The 17,227-nt window shown below is 73.5% G+C and carries 14 protein-coding genes; 10 read left to right on the top strand and 4 right to left on the bottom strand.

What is annotated here, in order from left to right; all coding sequences use genetic code 11:
* Positions 1 to 215: 215 nt before the first annotated feature.
* From ACIO5D_RS31495 to ACIO5D_RS31475, 5 genes are all read left to right on the top strand, one after another.
* Positions 216 to 701, top strand: coding sequence for a DUF1453 domain-containing protein (locus ACIO5D_RS31495; RefSeq protein ID WP_363613163.1), 486 nt, complete (start codon positions 216 to 218; stop codon positions 699 to 701).
* Between the two features lie 34 nt (positions 702 to 735).
* Positions 736 to 1,926, top strand: coding sequence for a histidine kinase (locus tag ACIO5D_RS31490; RefSeq protein ID WP_363613165.1), 1,191 nt, complete (start codon positions 736 to 738; stop codon positions 1,924 to 1,926).
* A gap of 114 nt (positions 1,927 to 2,040) precedes the next feature.
* Positions 2,041 to 2,688, top strand: a complete 648-nt coding sequence (locus tag ACIO5D_RS31485) for a response regulator (protein WP_400657440.1) — start codon at positions 2,041 to 2,043, stop codon at positions 2,686 to 2,688.
* Positions 2,689 to 2,811: 123 nt separating this feature from the next.
* Entirely contained in the window at positions 2,812 to 3,270 is a 459-nt protein-coding gene (locus ACIO5D_RS31480) for a DUF485 domain-containing protein (protein ID WP_363613169.1), read from the top strand.
* Positions 3,267 to 4,937, top strand: a complete 1,671-nt coding sequence (locus ACIO5D_RS31475; protein ID WP_363613171.1) for a cation acetate symporter — start codon at positions 3,267 to 3,269, stop codon at positions 4,935 to 4,937. The genes ACIO5D_RS31480 and ACIO5D_RS31475 overlap by 4 nt, the downstream gene beginning before the upstream one ends.
* A gap of 77 nt (positions 4,938 to 5,014) precedes the next feature.
* Here the strand turns inward: ACIO5D_RS31475 and ACIO5D_RS31470 are convergent, their stop codons facing one another.
* Positions 5,015 to 5,704 carry a response regulator gene (locus ACIO5D_RS31470; RefSeq protein ID WP_400657353.1) on the bottom strand — a complete coding sequence of 230 codons (690 nt, stop codon included), beginning with the start codon at positions 5,702 to 5,704 and terminating at the stop codon, positions 5,015 to 5,017.
* Complete coding sequence (locus ACIO5D_RS31465) at positions 5,704 to 7,275, bottom strand: sensor histidine kinase (protein ID WP_363613175.1); 1,572 nt, start codon at positions 7,273 to 7,275, stop codon at positions 5,704 to 5,706. Before ACIO5D_RS31465 ends, ACIO5D_RS31470 begins: the two co-directional genes overlap by 1 nt.
* A 357-nt stretch (positions 7,276 to 7,632) precedes the next feature.
* Here ACIO5D_RS31465 and ACIO5D_RS31460 point away from each other — a divergent pair, with 357 nt between their 5' ends.
* Genes ACIO5D_RS31460 through ACIO5D_RS31450 form a run of 3 tightly spaced genes read left to right on the top strand, consistent with a single transcriptional unit; the run spans position 7,633 to position 10,447 of the window.
* Positions 7,633 to 8,469 (top strand): ABC transporter ATP-binding protein, encoded by an 837-nt coding sequence (locus ACIO5D_RS31460; protein ID WP_400657350.1) that lies wholly within the window; start codon positions 7,633 to 7,635, stop codon positions 8,467 to 8,469.
* The gene (locus tag ACIO5D_RS31455) at positions 8,459 to 9,337 is read left to right on the top strand and encodes an ABC transporter permease (RefSeq protein WP_400657348.1); all 879 of its coding nucleotides are present in this window, start codon (positions 8,459 to 8,461) and stop codon (positions 9,335 to 9,337) included. Before ACIO5D_RS31460 ends, ACIO5D_RS31455 begins: the two co-directional genes overlap by 11 nt.
* Before the next feature lie 36 nt (positions 9,338 to 9,373).
* The gene (locus tag ACIO5D_RS31450; RefSeq protein ID WP_400657346.1) at positions 9,374 to 10,447 is read left to right on the top strand and encodes an ABC transporter substrate-binding protein; all 1,074 of its coding nucleotides are present in this window, start codon (positions 9,374 to 9,376) and stop codon (positions 10,445 to 10,447) included.
* 90 nt (positions 10,448 to 10,537) lie between these two features.
* Here the strand turns inward: ACIO5D_RS31450 and ACIO5D_RS31445 are convergent, their stop codons facing one another.
* A complete protein-coding gene (locus ACIO5D_RS31445; RefSeq protein WP_400799336.1) occupies positions 10,538 to 11,440 on the bottom strand; it encodes a sucrase ferredoxin in 903 nt (300 codons plus the stop codon).
* A 212-nt stretch (positions 11,441 to 11,652) separates the two neighbouring features.
* Complete coding sequence (locus ACIO5D_RS31440) at positions 11,653 to 14,103, bottom strand: DNA topoisomerase (ATP-hydrolyzing) subunit A (RefSeq protein WP_400657341.1); 2,451 nt, start codon at positions 14,101 to 14,103, stop codon at positions 11,653 to 11,655.
* Between the two features lie 238 nt (positions 14,104 to 14,341).
* Between ACIO5D_RS31440 and ACIO5D_RS31435 the strand changes: the two genes are divergently transcribed.
* Both ACIO5D_RS31435 and ACIO5D_RS31430 read left to right on the top strand, forming a co-directional pair.
* Positions 14,342 to 15,703 carry a pitrilysin family protein gene (locus ACIO5D_RS31435; protein WP_363613185.1) on the top strand — a complete coding sequence of 454 codons (1,362 nt, stop codon included), beginning with the start codon at positions 14,342 to 14,344 and terminating at the stop codon, positions 15,701 to 15,703.
* A 20-nt stretch (positions 15,704 to 15,723) separates the two neighbouring features.
* The gene (locus tag ACIO5D_RS31430; RefSeq protein WP_400799385.1) at positions 15,724 to 17,091 is read left to right on the top strand and encodes a M16 family metallopeptidase; all 1,368 of its coding nucleotides are present in this window, start codon (positions 15,724 to 15,726) and stop codon (positions 17,089 to 17,091) included.
* Positions 17,092 to 17,227: the final 136 nt, after the last annotated feature.

Here is a 17,227-nt window from a genome sequence, read left to right as displayed (position 1 = left end):
TGTGTGTGCCCCGGCGGGCGCCCGCCCCCCCCCCCCCGCCCCCCCCCCGGGGGGCGGGGGGGGGGGCCGCCCCCCCCCCCCCCCCCCGGGGGGGGGGGGCCCCCCCCCGCTGCCGGTTCCACCCCCGGTCCACCCCGGCTCCGATCACCGGGCGGCGCCGGATCCGTAGCGTCGGAGAGGTCAGCCCAGCCCTTCCCGTCGGGACGGAGAGTCCGATGACCGGCCTCGTCAACGTACTTGTGATCATCGCGGTGATCGCCCTGGTGGCCCGCCGCCAGCTGCGCGCCCAGCGTCTGGACACCGAACGCCGCTTCTGGCTGCTGCCGGTGATCCTGGCCGTGCTCGCGCTGCGCGACCCGCGGCTGGTCGACCAGGCGCACCCCGGCCTCTCGGTGGCGCTGCTGGCCGCCTCGCTGCTGGCCGTGCTCGCGATGGGCTGCGTCTGGGGCTGGACCGTCCGGCTCTGGCACGGCAAGGACGGCGCGGTCTGGGCGCAGGGCACCAGGGCCACCGTGGCCGCCTGGGCCGGCCTGATCGCCATCCGGCTGGGCCTGTACGGCCTCGGAGCCGCGCTGCACGTCCACCAGGGCGCCAACGCGCTGCTGCTCGGCCTGGCGGTCCTGCTGCTGGTCAGGGCCGGCGTGGTGAACTGGAGGGCACGGACCCTGGAGAGCCCGCACCGCGTCGGCCTGGCCGGCTGAACCGCCGCCGTCCACCGGTCGGTCCGATGAGCCGATGAGCCGCCGAATCCAGGAGGAGGTACCCGTGCCCGGGTGGAACCGGACCCGCTGGCCGTCCCGCGAGGGGCTGGAACGGGAGCCCGAGAGCCCGGCCCGGCGGACCCTCTCGCTGATCGGGCGGACCGTGCTGGTCGCCACCGTGGTCTGGGGGACGTATTCCGGGGGCGGGTACAGCGGCTGGGGCGCGGTCGCGGTCGGGGCCGGACTGGTCGCGACGGTCGCGCAGGCGGCGGCCTTCCTGCGGGTCAGCCGCGAGCAGCTGCTCCGGCCCACGCTCGCGCTGGCCGTCACCCTGGTCGGCAGCGGCTGGCTCGCCGAGTGGGGGCGGGCCCACCTGCTGGCCGACTTCGTCTGGGGCGGGCTGGCGCTCACCGCGCTGGTCCGGCTGCCGTCCGTCGCCGCGCTCGGCACGGCGGTGGCGGGCTTCGGCTCCTACACGGTGGCCGGCTGGGAGAACTGGCTGGGCATCACGGCCACGGTCGGCGGGCTCGGGCTGCTGGGCTACCTGCTGCGGATGGACACCGAGGCGCGCGGCACGGCCCGCCGGCTGCTGGCCCAGGAGCGCGCCGCCCGGGCCGCCGAGGCGGAGAGCGCGGCGCTCGCCGAACGGGCCAGGATCGCCCGGGAGATCCACGACGTCCTGGCCCACAGCCTCTCCGCGCAGCTCGTCCACCTGGAGGCGGCCCGGCTGATGCTGGACGCCGGGACCGACCGGGAGCAGATCCGGGAGCGGGTGGTGGCGGCCCGGCGGATGGCGCAGGACGGCCTGGCCGAGACCAGACAGGCGCTCTCGGCGCTGCGTGGCGAGTTCACCCCAGTGGGGGAGTTCCTGGTGGAACTGACGGGCCGGGAGCGGGCCGCGCTCACCGTCACCGGCACACCGCGCCCGCTCGCCGCCGAGGCCGGGCTGGCGGTTCGGCGCACGGCGCAGGAGGCGCTGACCAACGTCCGCAAGCACGCGCCGGGCGCGCGGTGCACGGTCGAACTGCGCTATCTGCCGGGGGCGGTGGAGCTGGAGGTGCGCAACGTCCGTGCCCCGCGCGGCGAATCGCCCGGTGAGCTGGCGGCCAGTGGCAGCGGGTACGGTCTGCTGGGGATGCGCGAACGTGCGGAACTGCTCGGCGGCACCCTGCTGGCGGGCCCGGAGGAGGGCGGCTGGCGGGTGCTGCTGCGGCTGCCGGGGTGAGCGGGCGGTACGAGGCGGACGAGCGCGGATGAGCGAGGTGGACACGTGAACGGGGAGCGGCCGACCAGGGTGCTGGTCGCGGACGACCAGACGGTGGTGCGCGAGGGCATCGTGATGCTGCTCGGGCTGCTGCCGGGCATCGAGGTGGTCGGCGCCGCCGCCGACGGCGAGGAGGCCGTCGCCCTGGTGGAACGGCACCACCCCGACGTGGTCCTGATGGACCTGCGGATGCCGCGCTGCGACGGCGTCGAGGCCACCCGCCGGATCCGGGCCGCCCACCCGGAGACCGAGGTGGTGGTGCTCACCACGTACGCCGACGACGACTCGCTGTTCCCGGCGTTGCGGGCCGGCGCGCGCGGCTACCTCACCAAGGACGCGGGCGGCGAGGAGATCGCCCGGGCCATCGCGGACGTCCGCTCGGGTGCGGCCGGGCTCTCGCCGCAGGTGCAACTGCGCCTGCTGGAGCGGCTGGCGGACGCCGGACCGGTGGCCCCGGCCGCTCCCGGGGCTTCGGCGGGCGCCGGGGCGTCGGCCGCCGCCGACCGGGGCGAGCTGCCCGACGGGCTGACCGCCCGGGAGGCCGAGGTCCTGGCGCTGATCGCCGAGGGCCTCTCCAACACCGAGATCGCCCAGCGGCTGTTCGTCAGCCCGGCCACCGTGAAGACGCACATCAACAACCTGTTCGCCAAGACCGCCGTCCGCGACCGGGCGCAGGCCGTCGCGTACGCCTTCCGACACGGAATCACGAGTACGCAGCAGTAGTCGGATGAGTGCCAGTCGGATGATCGATCACCTCATTGAGTGAACGTATCTGTATCCGGCGTTGGCGGTGCCCGGGGGCGCCCATCATGGTGTCGGTCAGACGACCCCGGCTCAGGAGCAGTAGTGCCACAGCAGCAGACGAGCAGCCCGGAGCAAGGGCGGCGATTGGACTCGTGGGCCGCTCAGGCCGCCGCCCCCGGCCAATCGGCCCAATCCGCCCCGCCCGTCCCCACCCGGTCGGCGCAGTCCGCCCCCGGCCGGGCCGCCGACAGCAGCGCGGTGTACCGCGCCGTCCAGGGCAGCGAGGCCTTCCAGGAGATCCGGCGCAGCTACCGGTCCTTCGTCTTCCCGGCCTGTGGGGCCTTCCTGGGCTGGTACCTGCTGTACGTCGCGGCCCAGGCGGGCGCGCCCGGTGTGATGCGCCGTCCGGTGGCCGGTCCGATCAATGTGGCGTGGCTGCTGGGCCTGCTCCAGTTCGCCTCCACCTTCCTGCTCACCTGGCTCTACGCCCGCCACGCGCGCACCCGGCGCGACCGGGCCGCCCTGGAGCTCCGCTGGGACACCCAGGACCAGCTGCGATGACGACCGCCACCCCGCCCCCCGTCGCCGCCACCGGCGACCACCACGACCTGGCCATCGTGCTGTTCGCCGTCATCGTCCTGGTCACCCTGGGGATCACCCTCTGGGTGGGCCGCCGGGGCGGCGCCGCCGAGGACTTCTACGTCGGAGGGCGCGACTTCACCCCGCTGCAGAACGGCTTCGCGCTCTCCGGGGACTACCTCTCCGCCGCCTCCTTCCTCGGTGTCGCCGGGCTGATCGCGCTGTACGGCTACGACGGCGCGCTCTACAGCATCGGCTTCCTGGTCGCCTGGCTGGTGGTGCTGATGCTGGTCGCCGAACTGGTCCGCAACGCCGGCCGGTACACCCTGGCGGACGTGCTGGCGCTGCGGCTGCGCCGCCGCAAGGTCCGGGCGGCGGCCGGCGGGGCCAGCGTGGTCGTGACGCTGCTCTACCTGGTCGCCCAGATGGTCGGCGCGGGCAGCCTGGTCGCCCTGCTGCTCGGCACCAGCAGTGCCCAGGCCCGGACATGGACCATCGTGGCGGTCGGCGGTCTGATGATCATCTATGTCACGGTCGGCGGGATGCGGGCCACCACCTGGATCCAGATCGTCAAGGCGTTCCTGCTGATCGCCGGATCGGTTCTGCTCACCGTGCTGCTGCTGATCCGGTTCCACGGGGACGTGGCCGAGCTGATGCGCCAGGCGGCCCAGCACAGCGGCGCCGGACAGCGCTACCTGGAGCCGGGGCTCAAGTACGGCGGGAGCTTCACCAGCCGGCTGGACTTCTTCAGCCTGGGCCTGGCCCTGGTGCTGGGCACCGCCGGTCTGCCGCACATCCTCTCCCGCTTCTACACCGTGCCGACCGCCCGGGCCGCCCGCCGCTCCACGATGTGGGCGATCGGGCTGGTCGGGAGCTTCTACCTGATGGCCATCGCGCTCGGCCTGGGCGCCACCGCACTGGTCGGCTCCGGCGAGGTCCGGCACGCCAACGCGGCGGGCAACACGGCCGTTCCGCTGCTGGCCCTGGTCCTCGGCGGCGGCAACGGCAGCACCGGCGGGGTCGTGCTGTTCGCGCTGATCTCGGCGATCGCCTTCGCCACCATCCTCGCCGTGGTCGCCGGGCTGACCCTGGCCTCCTCGGCGGCCTTCGCCCACGACATCTGGGCGGGCGCCTGGCGCGGCCGTCCGCGCCGCGGACAGGGCGCGGTACCGGCCTCCCGGCAGTCGGACGGCGAGGCCGTCGAGCACGAGGAGGTCGGCGTCGCCCGGATCGCGGCGGTGGGGATCGGGGCGATCGCGATCGTGCTCAGCCTCTTCGCCCAGCAGCTGAACGTCGCCTTCCTGGTCGGTCTGGCCTTCGCCGTCGCGGCCTCCGCCAATCTGCCGGTGCTGCTCTACAGCCTGTTCTGGCGGCGGTTCACCGCCCGGGGCGCGGTCTGGTCGGTGTACGGCGGGCTGATTCCGGCGGTGCTGCTGGTGGTCTTCTCACCGGTGGTCTCCGGCACCAGGACGGCGCTCTTCCCCGGGATGGACTTCCACTGGTTCCCGCTGGAGAACCCGGGAGTGGTCTCCATCCCGCTCGGCTTCCTGGCCGGCTGGATCGGGACGATGACCTCGGCCGAGCCGGCCGATCCGGACCGCTACGCCGAGCTGGAGGTCCGCGCCCTGACCGGCGCCGGTGCCGCCTGAGAAGCCGCTCCGCACCGAACGGCGACGGTGAACCCCGGTGGGGCCTCGGGCCCGCCGGGGTTCACCACGTCCGGGTCTCACGCCCTGACGGCCAGTCCGTAGCGGTGCTCGGGCCGCCCGGTGTCGCCGTACCGGAGGGTGAGCCGCAGCCGGCTGTCGCGTTCCAGCTGCTTGAGGTAGCGCTGCGCGGTGGACCGGCTCAGCCCGGTGGCGTCGGCGACCTCCTGCGCCGAGAGCGGCCGGGCGGCCCGGCGGAGCACCCCGAGCACCAGGTCGGTGGTGGGCGCCGAGTGCCCCTTGGGCAGGGCGGTGGCCGGGGAGGCGGTACCGCGCAGGGTCGCGAAGAGCCGGTCCACCTCGTCCTGCCCGGCCTCGCGTGCGGCCGGCCCGGCCAGCGCGTGCCGCAGCCGCGCGTACGCCACCAGCTTCTCCCGCAGCCCGCCGAAAGTGAACGGTTTGACCAGGTACTGCAACGCGCCGTGCTGCATCGCCGCGTGCACGGTGGAGACGTCGCGGGCGGCCGTCACCATCATCACGTCGCAGCTCACCTGCCGTTCGCGCAGCCGCCGTACCAGGGCGAGCCCGGTCTCGTCCGGCAGATGGTGGTCGAGCAGCAGGAGGTCCACCGGGCGGCGCTCCAGCGCGGCCAGCGCCTCGCCGGCCGAGTGCGCCGTGCCGGTCACCCGGAAGCCGGGCACCTTGGCCACGTACGCGGCGTGCACATCGGCGACCCGGAAGTCGTCGTCCACCACGAGTACGTCGATCATCACGCCTCCACGAGCGGTGCGGCGGGCAGGGCCCCGGTGCGCAGGGCCTCGGGCAGTTCCACGGTGAACCGGGCGCCGCCGAGCGGTCCGGTGTCGAGCACGATCCGGCCGCCGGTCCGTTCGACCAGCCGCCGGACCATCGCCAGCCCCAGCCCGCGCGGCCGGTGCGCCGGCGCGTCCTTGCTGCTCCACCCCTCCTCGAAGACCTGCTCACGCAGACGCTCCGGAACGCCCGGTCCGCTGTCCGCGACCTCGACCAGCAGGGTGGAGCCGGCCGCCGCCAGCGTCACCGCCACCTGCCCGCCCCCGCCGGGCGCCAGCGCGTCCACGGCGTTGTCGACCAGATTGCCGAGCACGGTGACCAGCGTCCGGGCGTCCACCACCGCGTCCGGCAGATGCGCGGCCGGGGCGACCACCAACCGGACCCCGCGCTCGCCCGCCACCGCGGACTTCCCGGCCAGCAGCGCCGCGACGTGCGGGTCCTGCACCTGTTCGGCGATCCGCGCCGCGACCGCCGCGTGCGAACCGGACTGCTCCGAGATGAACTCCACCGCCTGCTCGTGCCGGCCCAGTTCCAGCAGCCCCAGCAGGGTGTGCATCCGGTTGGCGTGCTCGTGGTCCTGCGCCCGCAGCGCCTCGGTGAGACTGCGGGTGGTGTCCAGCTCCCGGACCAGCGACTCCAGCTCGGTCCGGTCGCGCAGCGTCACCACCGCGCCGCCCTCGGCCGTCGCCATCCGGTTCACCACCAGCACCCGGTCGTCCCGGACGGCCGGCAGATCGGCGCCGGTGATCCGCCCGGTCAGGACATCGGCCAGCCGCCCGGCCGGCAGCACCTCGTCGATCGGCCGGCCGGCGCAGTCGTCGGGCAGGCCGAGCAGCCGGCCCGCCTCGTCGTTGGCCAGCCGGATCCGGCCCCCTTCGTCCAGCGCCACCATGCCCTCACGGATCCCGTGCAGCATCGCCTCGCGCTCGACCAGCAGCGCCGAGATGTCCGCCAGCGCGATGTTGTGGGTGCGGCGCTTCAGCCGTCGGGCCAGCGCCAGGGTGGCGACGGTGCCCGCGGTGAGGCCCGCGCCCGCGCAGAGCAGGATCCCGGTGAGCATCTTCAGCAGCCGGCGCCGGATCGAGTCGTCGCTGATGCCCACCGACACCTCGCCGACGATCCGCCCGTCGGCGACCCGCAGCGGCACCTTGCCGCGCGCGGTGCGCCCCAACGTGCCCTCCTGGATGGCGGTGATGCTGCGCCCGCTCAGCGCGGGCTCGGGATCGGTGCTGACCCGGTGGCCGATCCGGACCGGGTCGGTGTGCGAGAGCCGGATCCCGTCCAGGTCGGTGACCACGACGAAGCTGGCGCCGGTGGCCAGCCGGATCTGCTCGGCGTTGCGCTGGGCGGCGGCGGAGTCGCGGTCCTCGGCGGCCCGGGCGATCGTCTCGTCGGCGGCGGTGGCCTGGGCGATCGACAGCGCGCGCTGCATCGCGTCGTGGTCCAGCTCGGAGCTGACCGGTGCGAGGAACAGTCCGGCGGTGACGATGGTGACGCCGACGGTGACCACCGTCTGGCCGAGCAGCAACTGGGCGAAGACCCGGCGGGGCCACCGGGGACGGTGGGTCAGGCGGGGCCGATGGGACGGACGAGGCCCGTGCGGCCCGTGCGGTCGGTGTGGGCGGTGTGGGCGGTGGGGGCGCGACATCCGGGCCTCCTCTCGGCAGCGGACGGGCGGGTGGTGCGGCTGGTGCGCGCGGCAGGGGTGGTGGCACACCCTATGTTTCCGACGTGTTTCTGTCAGCCGCGCCCCCCGTTGTTGTAGCGGAAGCAAAACGAGCAGAACACCCCTCAACGCGGAGAACCCGCAGTACGCCGAGAAGCCTCCCGCCACCCCCCGGGCCACTCCTAGCCTCCCGGAGCAAGCACAGACCCGGGAGGTCATATGAGCACAACCCCGGCGCCGGTCCCGGCGATCGAGCTGACCGGCGCGACCAAGCGGTTCCGCACCCCCTCCGGGGGCCTGCACACCGCCGTCCGCGATCTCGGCCTCACCGTCGCCGAGGGCGAGTTCGTCGCCGTCGTCGGCCCCACCGGCTGCGGCAAGTCCACCACGCTGACCCTGGTCAGCGGCCTGGAGGAGCCCACCGAGGGAGAGGTCCGGGTGTACGGCGAGCCGGTCGACGGGATCAACCCGCAGGTCGGCTTCGTCTTCCAGCAGGACGCCGTGTTCCCCTGGCGGACCGTTCTGTCGAACGTCACGGCCGGCCCGCGCTTTCGCGGTGTTCCCGCCACCGAGGCCCGGGAACGGGCCCGGGACTGGCTGGCCCGGGTGGGCCTGGGCGCGTTCGAGGACCGCTATCCGCACCAGCTGTCCGGCGGTATGCGCAAGCGCGTCGCGCTCGCCCAGACCTTCGTCAACGAGCCGAAGATCCTGCTGATGGACGAGCCCTTCTCGGCGCTGGACGTGCAGACCCGCGCCCTGATGTCCGACCAGCTGCTGGAGCTGTGGGCCGGTGCGGGCACCGCCGGCAACGCGGCCTCGGTCGTCTTCGTCACGCACGACCTGGACGAGGCGATCGCGCTCGCCGACCGGGTCGTGGTGATGACGGCCGGCCCGGCCACCGTCAAGGAGATCTTCACCGTCGACCTGCCGCGCCCGCGCACCGTGGAGGCCGTCCGGCTGGAGCCGAGGTTCGTCGAGCTGTACCGCGAGATCTGGGCCTCGCTCGGCGAAGAGGTGCGCATCACCCGGGAGAGAGGAGCGGGTCGTGCCGCTTGAGACCGCTTCGACCGCCGCCGTCGCCGGGAAGCCCCCGGCCGTCGCCGCCAGCAGAACCGAGGCCCGCCAACGGGCCGCCCGCAACCGGAGACTGGGGGTGTACGGGGCCCGGGGCGCGGTGCTCGTCGCCTTCCTCGGCCTCTGGGAGCTCTGCGCCCGGACCGAGGTCGTCGACCCGTTCAACTTCTCGCAGCCGTCGAAGATCTGGGCGCAGATCTGGCAGTGGACCACCCACGGCACGGCGCAGGGCTCGCTGGGCGAGCAGATCGGCTACACCCTCTACGAGGCCCTCACCGGCTGGGTGATCGGCGTCACCGGCGGTGTGCTGCTGGGCATCGCGCTCGGCCGGATCCGCTTCCTGGCCGATGTGTTCGGGCCCTACATCAAGGTGCTGAACGCCATTCCGCGGATCGTGCTGGCCCCGATCTTCCTGATCTGGTTCGGTCTCGGCCCGGCCTCCAAGGTGGCCTCGGCGGTGGTCCTGGTGTTCTTCCCGGTGTTCTTCAACGCCTTCCAGGGCGCCCGCGAGGTGGACCGCAACCTCGTCGCCAACGCCCGCATCCTGGGCGCCGACAACCGCAAGGTCACCCTTCAGGTGGTCATCCCCGCAGCCACCACCTGGATCTTCACCAGCCTGCACGTCAGCTTCGGCTTCGCGCTGATCGGCGCCATCGTCGGCGAGTACATCGGCGCGACCAAGGGCCTCGGCCTGCTGGTCGCGGCCGCCCAGGGCACCTTCAACGCGGCCGGTGTGTACGCCGCCATGACGATCCTCGCGGTCGTCGCGCTGCTCACCGAGGGGCTGCTGACCTTCGCCGAGAAGAAGCTGTTCCGCTGGAAGCCCGCCGACTCCGGCGACGGCCGCTGACCCCCACCCCCGTTCCGTAGAGAGGCACCCCCACCCATGCGCCGCAACCCGATCGGCAGAACCACCGCAGCCGCCCTCGCCGCCGTCCTCCTCCTCCCGCTCGCCGCCTGCGCCAACGACGCCGCCTCCTCGCACAACGGCGCGGCCCCGGCCGGCCGGCAGGTCGACGGGCCCAAGGTCAAGATCATGGTCGGTGGCCTGGACAAGGTCATCTACCTGCCCGCCATGCTCACCCAGCGCCTCGGCTTCTTCGCCGACGCCGGTGTCAACGTCGAGCTGATGAGCGAGCCCGCCGGCGTCAACGCCACCACCGCGCTGCTCGCCGGGGACGTCCAGGGCGCGGTCGGCTTCTACGACCACACCATCGACCTTCAGGCCAAGGGCAAGAACGTCGAGTCCGTGGTCCAGTTCTCCCAGGCCCCGGGCGAGGTCGAGCTCGTCTCCACCAAGCAGGCCGAGGCCATCAGGTCCGGTGCGGACTTCAAGGGCAAGAAGCTCGGCGTGACCAGCGTCGGCTCCTCCACCGACTTCCTCACCAAGTACCTCGCCGTCAAGAACGGCACCGCGGTGGCCGAGTTCAGCCCGATCGCGGTCGGCGCCGGCCAGACCTTCATCGCCGCCCTCCAACAGGGCAGCATCGACGCCGGTATGACGACGGACCCGACGGTCGCGACCGTCCTCGACAAGGGCCTCGGCAAGATCCTCTACGACATGCGGACCCCCGAGGGCTCGCGCGAGGCGCTCGGCGGCCTCTACCCCTCGTCCTCGCTCTACATGAACACCGACTGGGTGGAGAAGAACAAGGACACCACCCAGAAGCTCGCCAACGCGTTCGTGAAGACCCTCAAGTGGATGTCCACCCACACCCCCGCGGAGATCGCCGAGAAGATGCCCGCCGACTACGCGCAGGGCGGGGCCGAGCAGTACGCGGCGGCGATCAAGGCGACCCTGCCGATGTTCACCACGGACGGCGTGATGCCGGCCGACGGCCCGAAGACGGTGCTCGCCGTGCTCGCGGCCTTCCACCCGGACGTCAAGGGCAAGGAGGGCTCGATCGACCTCGCCCGCACCTACACCACCGAGTTCGTCAGCAAGGCCGCCACGGGCTGACCACCGCGCCGACGGTCCCGCGTCCACCCCCACGGGCGCGGGGTCGTCACCGTGCCGGAAGCAGCGGGAGCCGACGACGGGGGAGGGCCGTCACCGCGCCCGGACGACCGTCACGTCCATCCGCGACGGCGTGCCCGCCGCCTTGCCACAGCTCTCCGGGCGCGGCGGCTCGCTCGCCCCCTCCACGACCTCGACCTCCCAGGCCCGGCCGTCCTCGTGCACCACGTCCACCAGCCAGCGCCCCTCGCCCGCCGGCGACTGGGCCAGGGTCAGCGCGTCCGCCCTGGTCTCCCCGGTGGCCAGCCGCACCGCGTGGTCGGCCGCCTGGCCCGGGCGGTCCCAGCCCGAGCAGCCCCGCGACCACTCCGGCACCATGTGTCCGGAGGCCGTCGCGGCCAGTACCTCCTTGGCGCTCTCCGGCGTCAGCCGCCCGTAGGCGTAGCCGTACGGCAGCACCAGCATGGTGGGGGAGAAGCGGTGCCCGCCCAGGTGCGTCACCTCCCACACCTCGCTGTGCCCGGCCGCCGCCAGCTCGGCCGCCAGCGGACGCCCCAGCAGCGCGCAGCAGCGGTCCCGCCGGCCGTTGGTGCACACCAGGGCGACGGGACCGCCGACGTGCGCCGTGCCGAAGCCTCCGTGGTCGCCCGCCCCGAGCTCGCCGAAGTCCAGCCCGAGCAGCTCCGCCGGGTCGGCCACCGTGGCCCGGCGCACCCAGCCCCGGCCCGGCACGGTGTGCGCCACGATCACCTCGTGCCGGGCGGTCGGCAGGCAGTCCGCGTGCCGCCCGGGCCGGCGGATCAGTGCCACCCGCACCCCGGTTCCCGCCGCGGCCGCCTCCAGGGCCCGGCCCACGGCGGCGTCCAGATGGCTCTCACCGAGCGCCTTCGCCCCCCACGGTCCGTTCTGCTCGACCAGCAGCCAGGTGGTGGCGGTCGCCGCCGTGGCGGCCAGTGGTTCGGACAGTTCACGCGACACGGTCGCACAGGTGCTCACGCAGGCAAGGCTACCCTTGGCGCCTCGGCCGACGGCGGCCCCGGCCCGGGGCGCCGCCGTGGGCTCCCGGGGCCCGCCCTGGACCGGGGGCCTGGCCCGACCCCGCTTCCACCGGGACCCGTACCGCAGCCGGTCTCCCGGCACAGGCCCGGAACGACGAAAACGGGGGCGGGGAACCGGCCTCCGGTGCCCCGCCCCCGCCCCGGACCCTGCTACGCCGGGCCCGCCACCACGGCGATCGGCGTCGTCACCGGAGTGCCCGAGCCGTCACGGCGCGGGTCGCGCTCGGGGAGGTCGACCGGGGCCGCCTTGGCCGTCGCGGCACGGGCCGGGGCCGCGCCCGCCCAGGCGAAGGCGAGGGCGTCCTCACCGCGGAGGAAGCGCTGGCAGCGCACGCCGCCCGTCGCCCGCCCCTTGCGCGGGTACTGCTCGAACGGCGTCACCTTCCAGGAGCTCTGCTCCTCGCCGGCCAGCGTGCCCGTGGTGCCCGCCACCGTGACCACCACCGCGTCCGCCGCCGGGTCCACCGCGGTGAACGACAGCACCCGGGCGCCGTCCGACAGCTTGATGCCGGCCATGCCGCCCGCCGGGCGGCCCTGCGGACGGACCTGGCCCGCCGGGTAGCGCAGCAGCTGCGCGTCCGAGGCGATGAAGACCAAGTCCTCCTCGCCGGTACGCAGTTCGACCGCACCGACCAGCTCGTCACCCTCCTTGAGGGCGATCACCTCGAACTCGTCCTTGTTCGCCGGCCACTCCGGCACCACCCGCTTCACCACGCCCTGCGCCGTGCCCAGCGCCAGACCCGGCGAGGACTCGTCGAGCGTGGTCAGCGCCAGCGCCCGCTCGCCCGCCTCCAGCCGCAGGAACTCGCCCACCGCGGCGCCGCCCGCCAGCGTCGGCGACGGCGTCGGCGGCAGCGCCGGCAGGTCGATCACCGGCAGCCGCAGCACCCGGCCCGCCGAGGTGACGACACCCACGTCCGCCCGCGCGGTGGCAGGCACCGCCGACACGATCACGTCGTGCTTGGCGCGCTTCTCCGACAGCTCGAACGGCTCGCCATCCGCCGTCCGCGCCAGCAGGCCCGTCGAGGACAGCAGCACCCGGCACGGGTCGTCCGCCACCTCCAGCGGCACCGACAGCGCCGCCGACGGCGCCGCGCCCGCCTCCAGCAGGACCGTCCGCCGCTCGGTACCGAACTGCTTGGCCACCGCGGCCAGTTCGCCCGACACCACACTGCGCAGCCGGGTGTCCGACTCCAGGATCTCGGTCAGCTCCGCGATCTCGGAGTTGAGCTTGGCCTGCTCCTCCTCCAGCTCCACCCGGTCGAAACGGGTCAGCCGGCGCAGCGGGGTGTCCAGGATGTACGCCGTCTGCGTCTCCGACAGCGAGAAGCGCTCCATCAGGCGCTCCTTCGCCTGCGCCGCGTTGTCGCTGGACCGGATGATCGCGATGACCTCGTCGATGTCGACCAGCGCCACCAGCAGACCCTCGACCAGGTGCAGCCGCTCCTGACGCTTGCGCCGACGGAAGTCGCTGCGCCGGCGGACCACCGAGAAGCGGTGGTCGACGTAGACCTCCAGCAGCTCCTTCAGGCCCAGCGTCAGCGGCTGGCCGTCCACCAGCGCCACGTTGTTGATGCCGAAGGTCTCCTCCATCGGCGTCAGCTTGTACAGCTGCTCCAGCAGCGCCTCCGGCACGAAGCCGTTCTTCACCTCGATCACCAGCCGCAGCCCGTGCGCGCGGTCGGTCAGGTCCTTGACGTCCGCGATGCCCTGCAGCTTCTTCGCGTTGACCAGGTCCTTGATCTTCGAGATGACCTTCTCCGGGCCGACGTTGTACGGCAGCTCGGTGACCACGATGCCCTTGCGGCGGGCCGTGACGCTCTCGATCGACGTGGTCGCGCGGATCTTGAAGGTGCCGCGCCCCGACTCGTACGCGTCCCGGATGCCCGACAGACCGACGATCCGGCCGCCGGTCGGCAGGTCCGGACCGGGGACGAACCGCATCAGCGTGTCCAGGTCCGCGTTCGGGTGCTTGATCAGATGCCGGGCGGCCGCGACCACCTCGGACAGGTTGTGCGGCGGCATGTTGGTCGCCATGCCGACCGCGATCCCGGTCGCGCCGTTCACCAGCAGGTTGGGGAAGGCGGCCGGCAGCGCCATCGGCTCCTGCTCGCTGCCGTCGTAGTTCGGGCCGAAGTCGACGGTGTCCTCGTGGATCGACTCCACCAGCGCCATCGACGCCGCCGTCAGCCGCGACTCGGTGTACCGCATCGCGGCCGGCGGGTCGTCGTTGCCCAGCGAACCGAAGTTGCCGTGGCCGTCGATCAGCGGCAGACGCATCGAGAACGGCTGCGCCATCCGGACGACCGAGTCGTAGATGGAGGCGTCACCGTGCGGGTGCAGCCGGCCCATCACCTCGCCCACCAGGCGGGCGCACTTGACGTGTCCGCGGTCCGGCCGCAGGCCCATCTCGTTGGCCTGGTACAGGATCCGCCGGTGCACCGGCTTCAGACCGTCCCGCGCGTCGGGCAGCGCACGCGAGTAGATCACCGAGTAGGCGTACTCCAGGAAGGAGCCCTGCATCTCGTCCACGACGTCGACGTCGAGGATCCGCTCCTCGAAGTCTTCGGGCGGCGGGGTCTGCGAACTGCGGCGGGCCATCGCGGCGGGGCTCCCTTACGTCTCGCTTGCGTCTCGTCTGCGTCTGTCATCGGCTGGTCGTCAACAGGGCTCAGCGCCCCCATTGTGGACCCTCACGCCGACACTCCCAGCCAGCGCCCCTCTTCCGCCCCTGGCGAACGCCCTGTCCGCGCGGACACATCCGCGCCCCCCGTGCGTTGCACCACAATGGGGGACGCCACACGAACCCCGACATCGACGACGGGAAGGACCCGAGCGCATGGCCAACCCGGCCCCCGCATCAGCCTCCACCGGAGGAACTGGCGCTGCCATCGCCATCACCGAGCACCGCCTGGCCAACGGCCTGCGTGTCGTCCTCTCCGAGGACCACCTCACCCCGGTCGCCGCCGTCTGCCTCTGGTACGACGTCGGCTCCCGCCACGAGGTGAAGGGCCGCACCGGGCTGGCCCACCTGTTCGAGCACCTCATGTTCCAGGGCTCCGCCAACGTCTCCAACAACGGCCACTTCGAACTGGTCCAGGGCGCCGGCGGCTCCCTCAACGGCACCACCAGCTTCGAGCGGACCAACTACTTCGAGACCATGCCCGCCCACCAGTTGGAGCTCGCGCTCTGGCTGGAGGCCGACCGGATGGGCTCGCTGCTCGCCGCCCTCGACGAGACGTCGATGGAGAACCAGCGCGACGTCGTCAAGAACGAGCGCCGCCAGCGCTACGACAACGTCCCGTACGGCACCGCCTTCGAGAAGCTCACCGCACTCTCCTTCCCCGACGGCCACCCGTACCACCACACCCCGATCGGCTCCATGGCCGACCTGGACGCGGCCACGCTGGAGGACGCCCGCGCGTTCTTCCGCACCTACTACGCGCCCAACAACGCCGTCATCTCCGTCGTCGGCGACATCGACCCCGAGCAGACCATCGCCTGGGTCGAGAAGTACTTCGGCAGCATCCCCGCCCACGACGGCAAGCAGCCCCCGCGCGACGGCACCCTGCCCGACACCATCGGCCGTGAGATCCGCGAGCTGATCCGCGAGGACGTCCCGTCCCGCGCCCTGATGGCCGCCTACCGCCTCCCGCACGACGGCACCCGCGAGGCCGACGCCGCCGACCTGGCCCTGACCATCATCGGCAGCGGCGAGTCCAGCCGCCTCTACAACCGCCTGGTCCGTCGTGACCGCTCCGCCGTCGCGGCCGGCTTCGGCCTGCTCCGCCTCGCCGGCGCACCCAGCCTCGGCTGGCTCGACGTCAAGACCTCCGGTGACGCCACCATCGAGCAGATCGACAGGGCCGTCGACGAGGAGCTCGCCCGGTTCGCCGCCGAGGGCCCCACCCCGGCCGAACTCGAGCGCGCCCAGGCCCAGATCGAGCGCGAATGGCTCGACCGTCTCACCACCGTCGCCGGCCGCGCCGACGAACTCTGCCGTTTCGCCGTCCTGTTCGGCGACCCGAAGCTGGTGAACGAAGCCCTCCCCAAGGTCCTCGACATCACCGCCGAGGAGGTCCAGGCCGTCGCCAAGACCCGGCTGAACCCCGAGAACCGGGCCGTCCTCGTCTACGAGCCCACCGCCGACGACGAGACCGCCGCCACCGCCGAGACCGACGAGGAGGGCGCTGCCGCATGAGCACCGACTACGTCCCCGCCATGACGTTCCACCCCCAGCCCCAGCCCGGCACCCCCAGCCCGTGGGCGTTCCCCGCCCCCGAGCGCACCGCCCTCGGCAACGGCATCACCGTCCTGCACTGCCACCGTCCCGGCCAGCAGCTGGTCGCCGTCGACGTCCTCGTCGACGCCCCGCTCGCCGCCGAGCCCGAGGGCCTGGACGGCATCGCCGGCATCCTCGCCCGCGCCCTCAACGAGGGCACCGACACCCTCAGCGCCGAGGAGTTCGCCGCCGAGCTGGAGCGCGCCGGAGCCACCCTCGACGCGCACGCCGACCACCCGTGCATCCGGGTCTCGCTGGAGGTCCCCGCCTCCCGCCTGGCCCGCGGCCTCGGCCTGCTCGCGGACGCGCTGCGCGCCCCCGCGCTGCCCGAGGACGAGATCGAGCGGCTGGTCGCCAACCGCCTCGACGAGATCGTCCACGAGCAGGCCAACCCGGCCCGCCGCGCCGCCAAGGCCCTGTACGCCGAGCTCTTCGACGGCGCCGACCGCCTCTCCCGCCCCCGCGGCGGCACCGCGGAGACGGTCAAGTCCATCGACCGGGCCGCCGTCAGGGCCTTCTACGAGGCCCACATCCGCCCCGCCACCACCACCGTCGTCGTGGTCGGCGACCTCACCGGCGCCGACCTGCCCGCGCTGCTGGAGGCCACCCTCGGTACCTGGACCGGCTCCGCCGCCGCGCCCAGCGTCCACGCCCCGGTCACCGGCGACGACACCGGCCGCGTCGTCATCGTCGACCGTCCCGGCTCGGTGCAGACCCAGCTGCTCATCGGGCGCATCGGCCCCGACCGGCACGACCCCGCCTGGGCCGCCCAGATCCTCGGCACCTACTGCCTCGGCGGCACCCTCACCTCCCGCCTGGACCGCGTCCTGCGCGAGGAGAAGGGCTACACCTACGGCGTCCGGGCGTTCGCCCAGCCGCTGCGCTCCTCGGCCGACGGCAGCGGCCGCTCGCTGCTCGCGATCAGCGGCTCGGTGGACACCGCCTCCACCGCCCCGGCGCTCGCCGACACCTGGACCATCCTGCGCACCCTCGCCGCCGAGGGCCTCACCGACGCCGAGCGCGACGAGGCCGTGCAGTTCCTGGTCGGCGTCGCCCCGCTGAAGTACGAGACCGCGGGCTCGGTCGCCGGCACCCTGGCGGACCAGGTGGAGCAGCATCTGCCGGACGACTACCAGGCGGAGGTCTACCGGCAGCTGGCGGAGCTGCCGACGGCCGCCGCCACCGAGGCCGTCGTGGCGGCCTTCCCGCCGGAGCGCCTGGTCACGGTCCTCGTCGGCGACGCCGCCACGATCGCCGACCCGGTGCGCGAGCTCGGCATCGGTGAGGTCACCGTGGTCAGCGCCTGACGTCCGGCGCCCGAACCCCGGCACCCGGCGTGCCGAACGGGGCCCGGTGGAGCGTTTCGCTCCGCCGGGCCCGCCGCGTTAATTCCCTTGCGGGGGCTGTTCGCCGCATGGGTAGATATCCCCTGGCACACACGGA

Origin of the sequence: Kitasatospora sp. NPDC087315 (assembly GCF_044744345.1) — a bacterium.
Lineage (GTDB): Bacteria > Actinomycetota > Actinomycetes > Streptomycetales > Streptomycetaceae > Kitasatospora.
This window is presented reverse-complemented; position numbering and strand designations above follow the sequence as displayed.

Bases quoted from the DNA above. Each gene is read 5' to 3' on its own strand.
- ACIO5D_RS31495 (WP_363613163.1), top strand. From the start codon at position 216: ATGACCGGCCTCGTCAACGTACTTGTGATCATCGCGGTGATCGCCCTG.
- ACIO5D_RS31490 (WP_363613165.1), top strand. From the start codon at position 736: ATGAGCCGCCGAATCCAGGAGGAGGTACCCGTGCCCGGGTGGAACCGG.
- ACIO5D_RS31485 (WP_400657440.1), top strand. From the start codon at position 2,041: ATGCTGCTCGGGCTGCTGCCGGGCATCGAGGTGGTCGGCGCCGCCGCC.
- ACIO5D_RS31475 (WP_363613171.1), top strand. From the start codon at position 3,267: ATGACGACCGCCACCCCGCCCCCCGTCGCCGCCACCGGCGACCACCAC.
- ACIO5D_RS31470 (WP_400657353.1), bottom strand. From the start codon at position 5,704: ATGATCGACGTACTCGTGGTGGACGACGACTTCCGGGTCGCCGATGTG.
- ACIO5D_RS31460 (WP_400657350.1), top strand. From the start codon at position 7,633: ATGAGCACAACCCCGGCGCCGGTCCCGGCGATCGAGCTGACCGGCGCG.
- ACIO5D_RS31450 (WP_400657346.1), top strand. From the start codon at position 9,374: ATGCGCCGCAACCCGATCGGCAGAACCACCGCAGCCGCCCTCGCCGCC.
- ACIO5D_RS31440 (WP_400657341.1), bottom strand. From the start codon at position 14,103: ATGGCCCGCCGCAGTTCGCAGACCCCGCCGCCCGAAGACTTCGAGGAG.
- ACIO5D_RS31435 (WP_363613185.1), top strand. From the start codon at position 14,342: ATGGCCAACCCGGCCCCCGCATCAGCCTCCACCGGAGGAACTGGCGCT.
- ACIO5D_RS31430 (WP_400799385.1), top strand. From the start codon at position 15,724: ATGACGTTCCACCCCCAGCCCCAGCCCGGCACCCCCAGCCCGTGGGCG.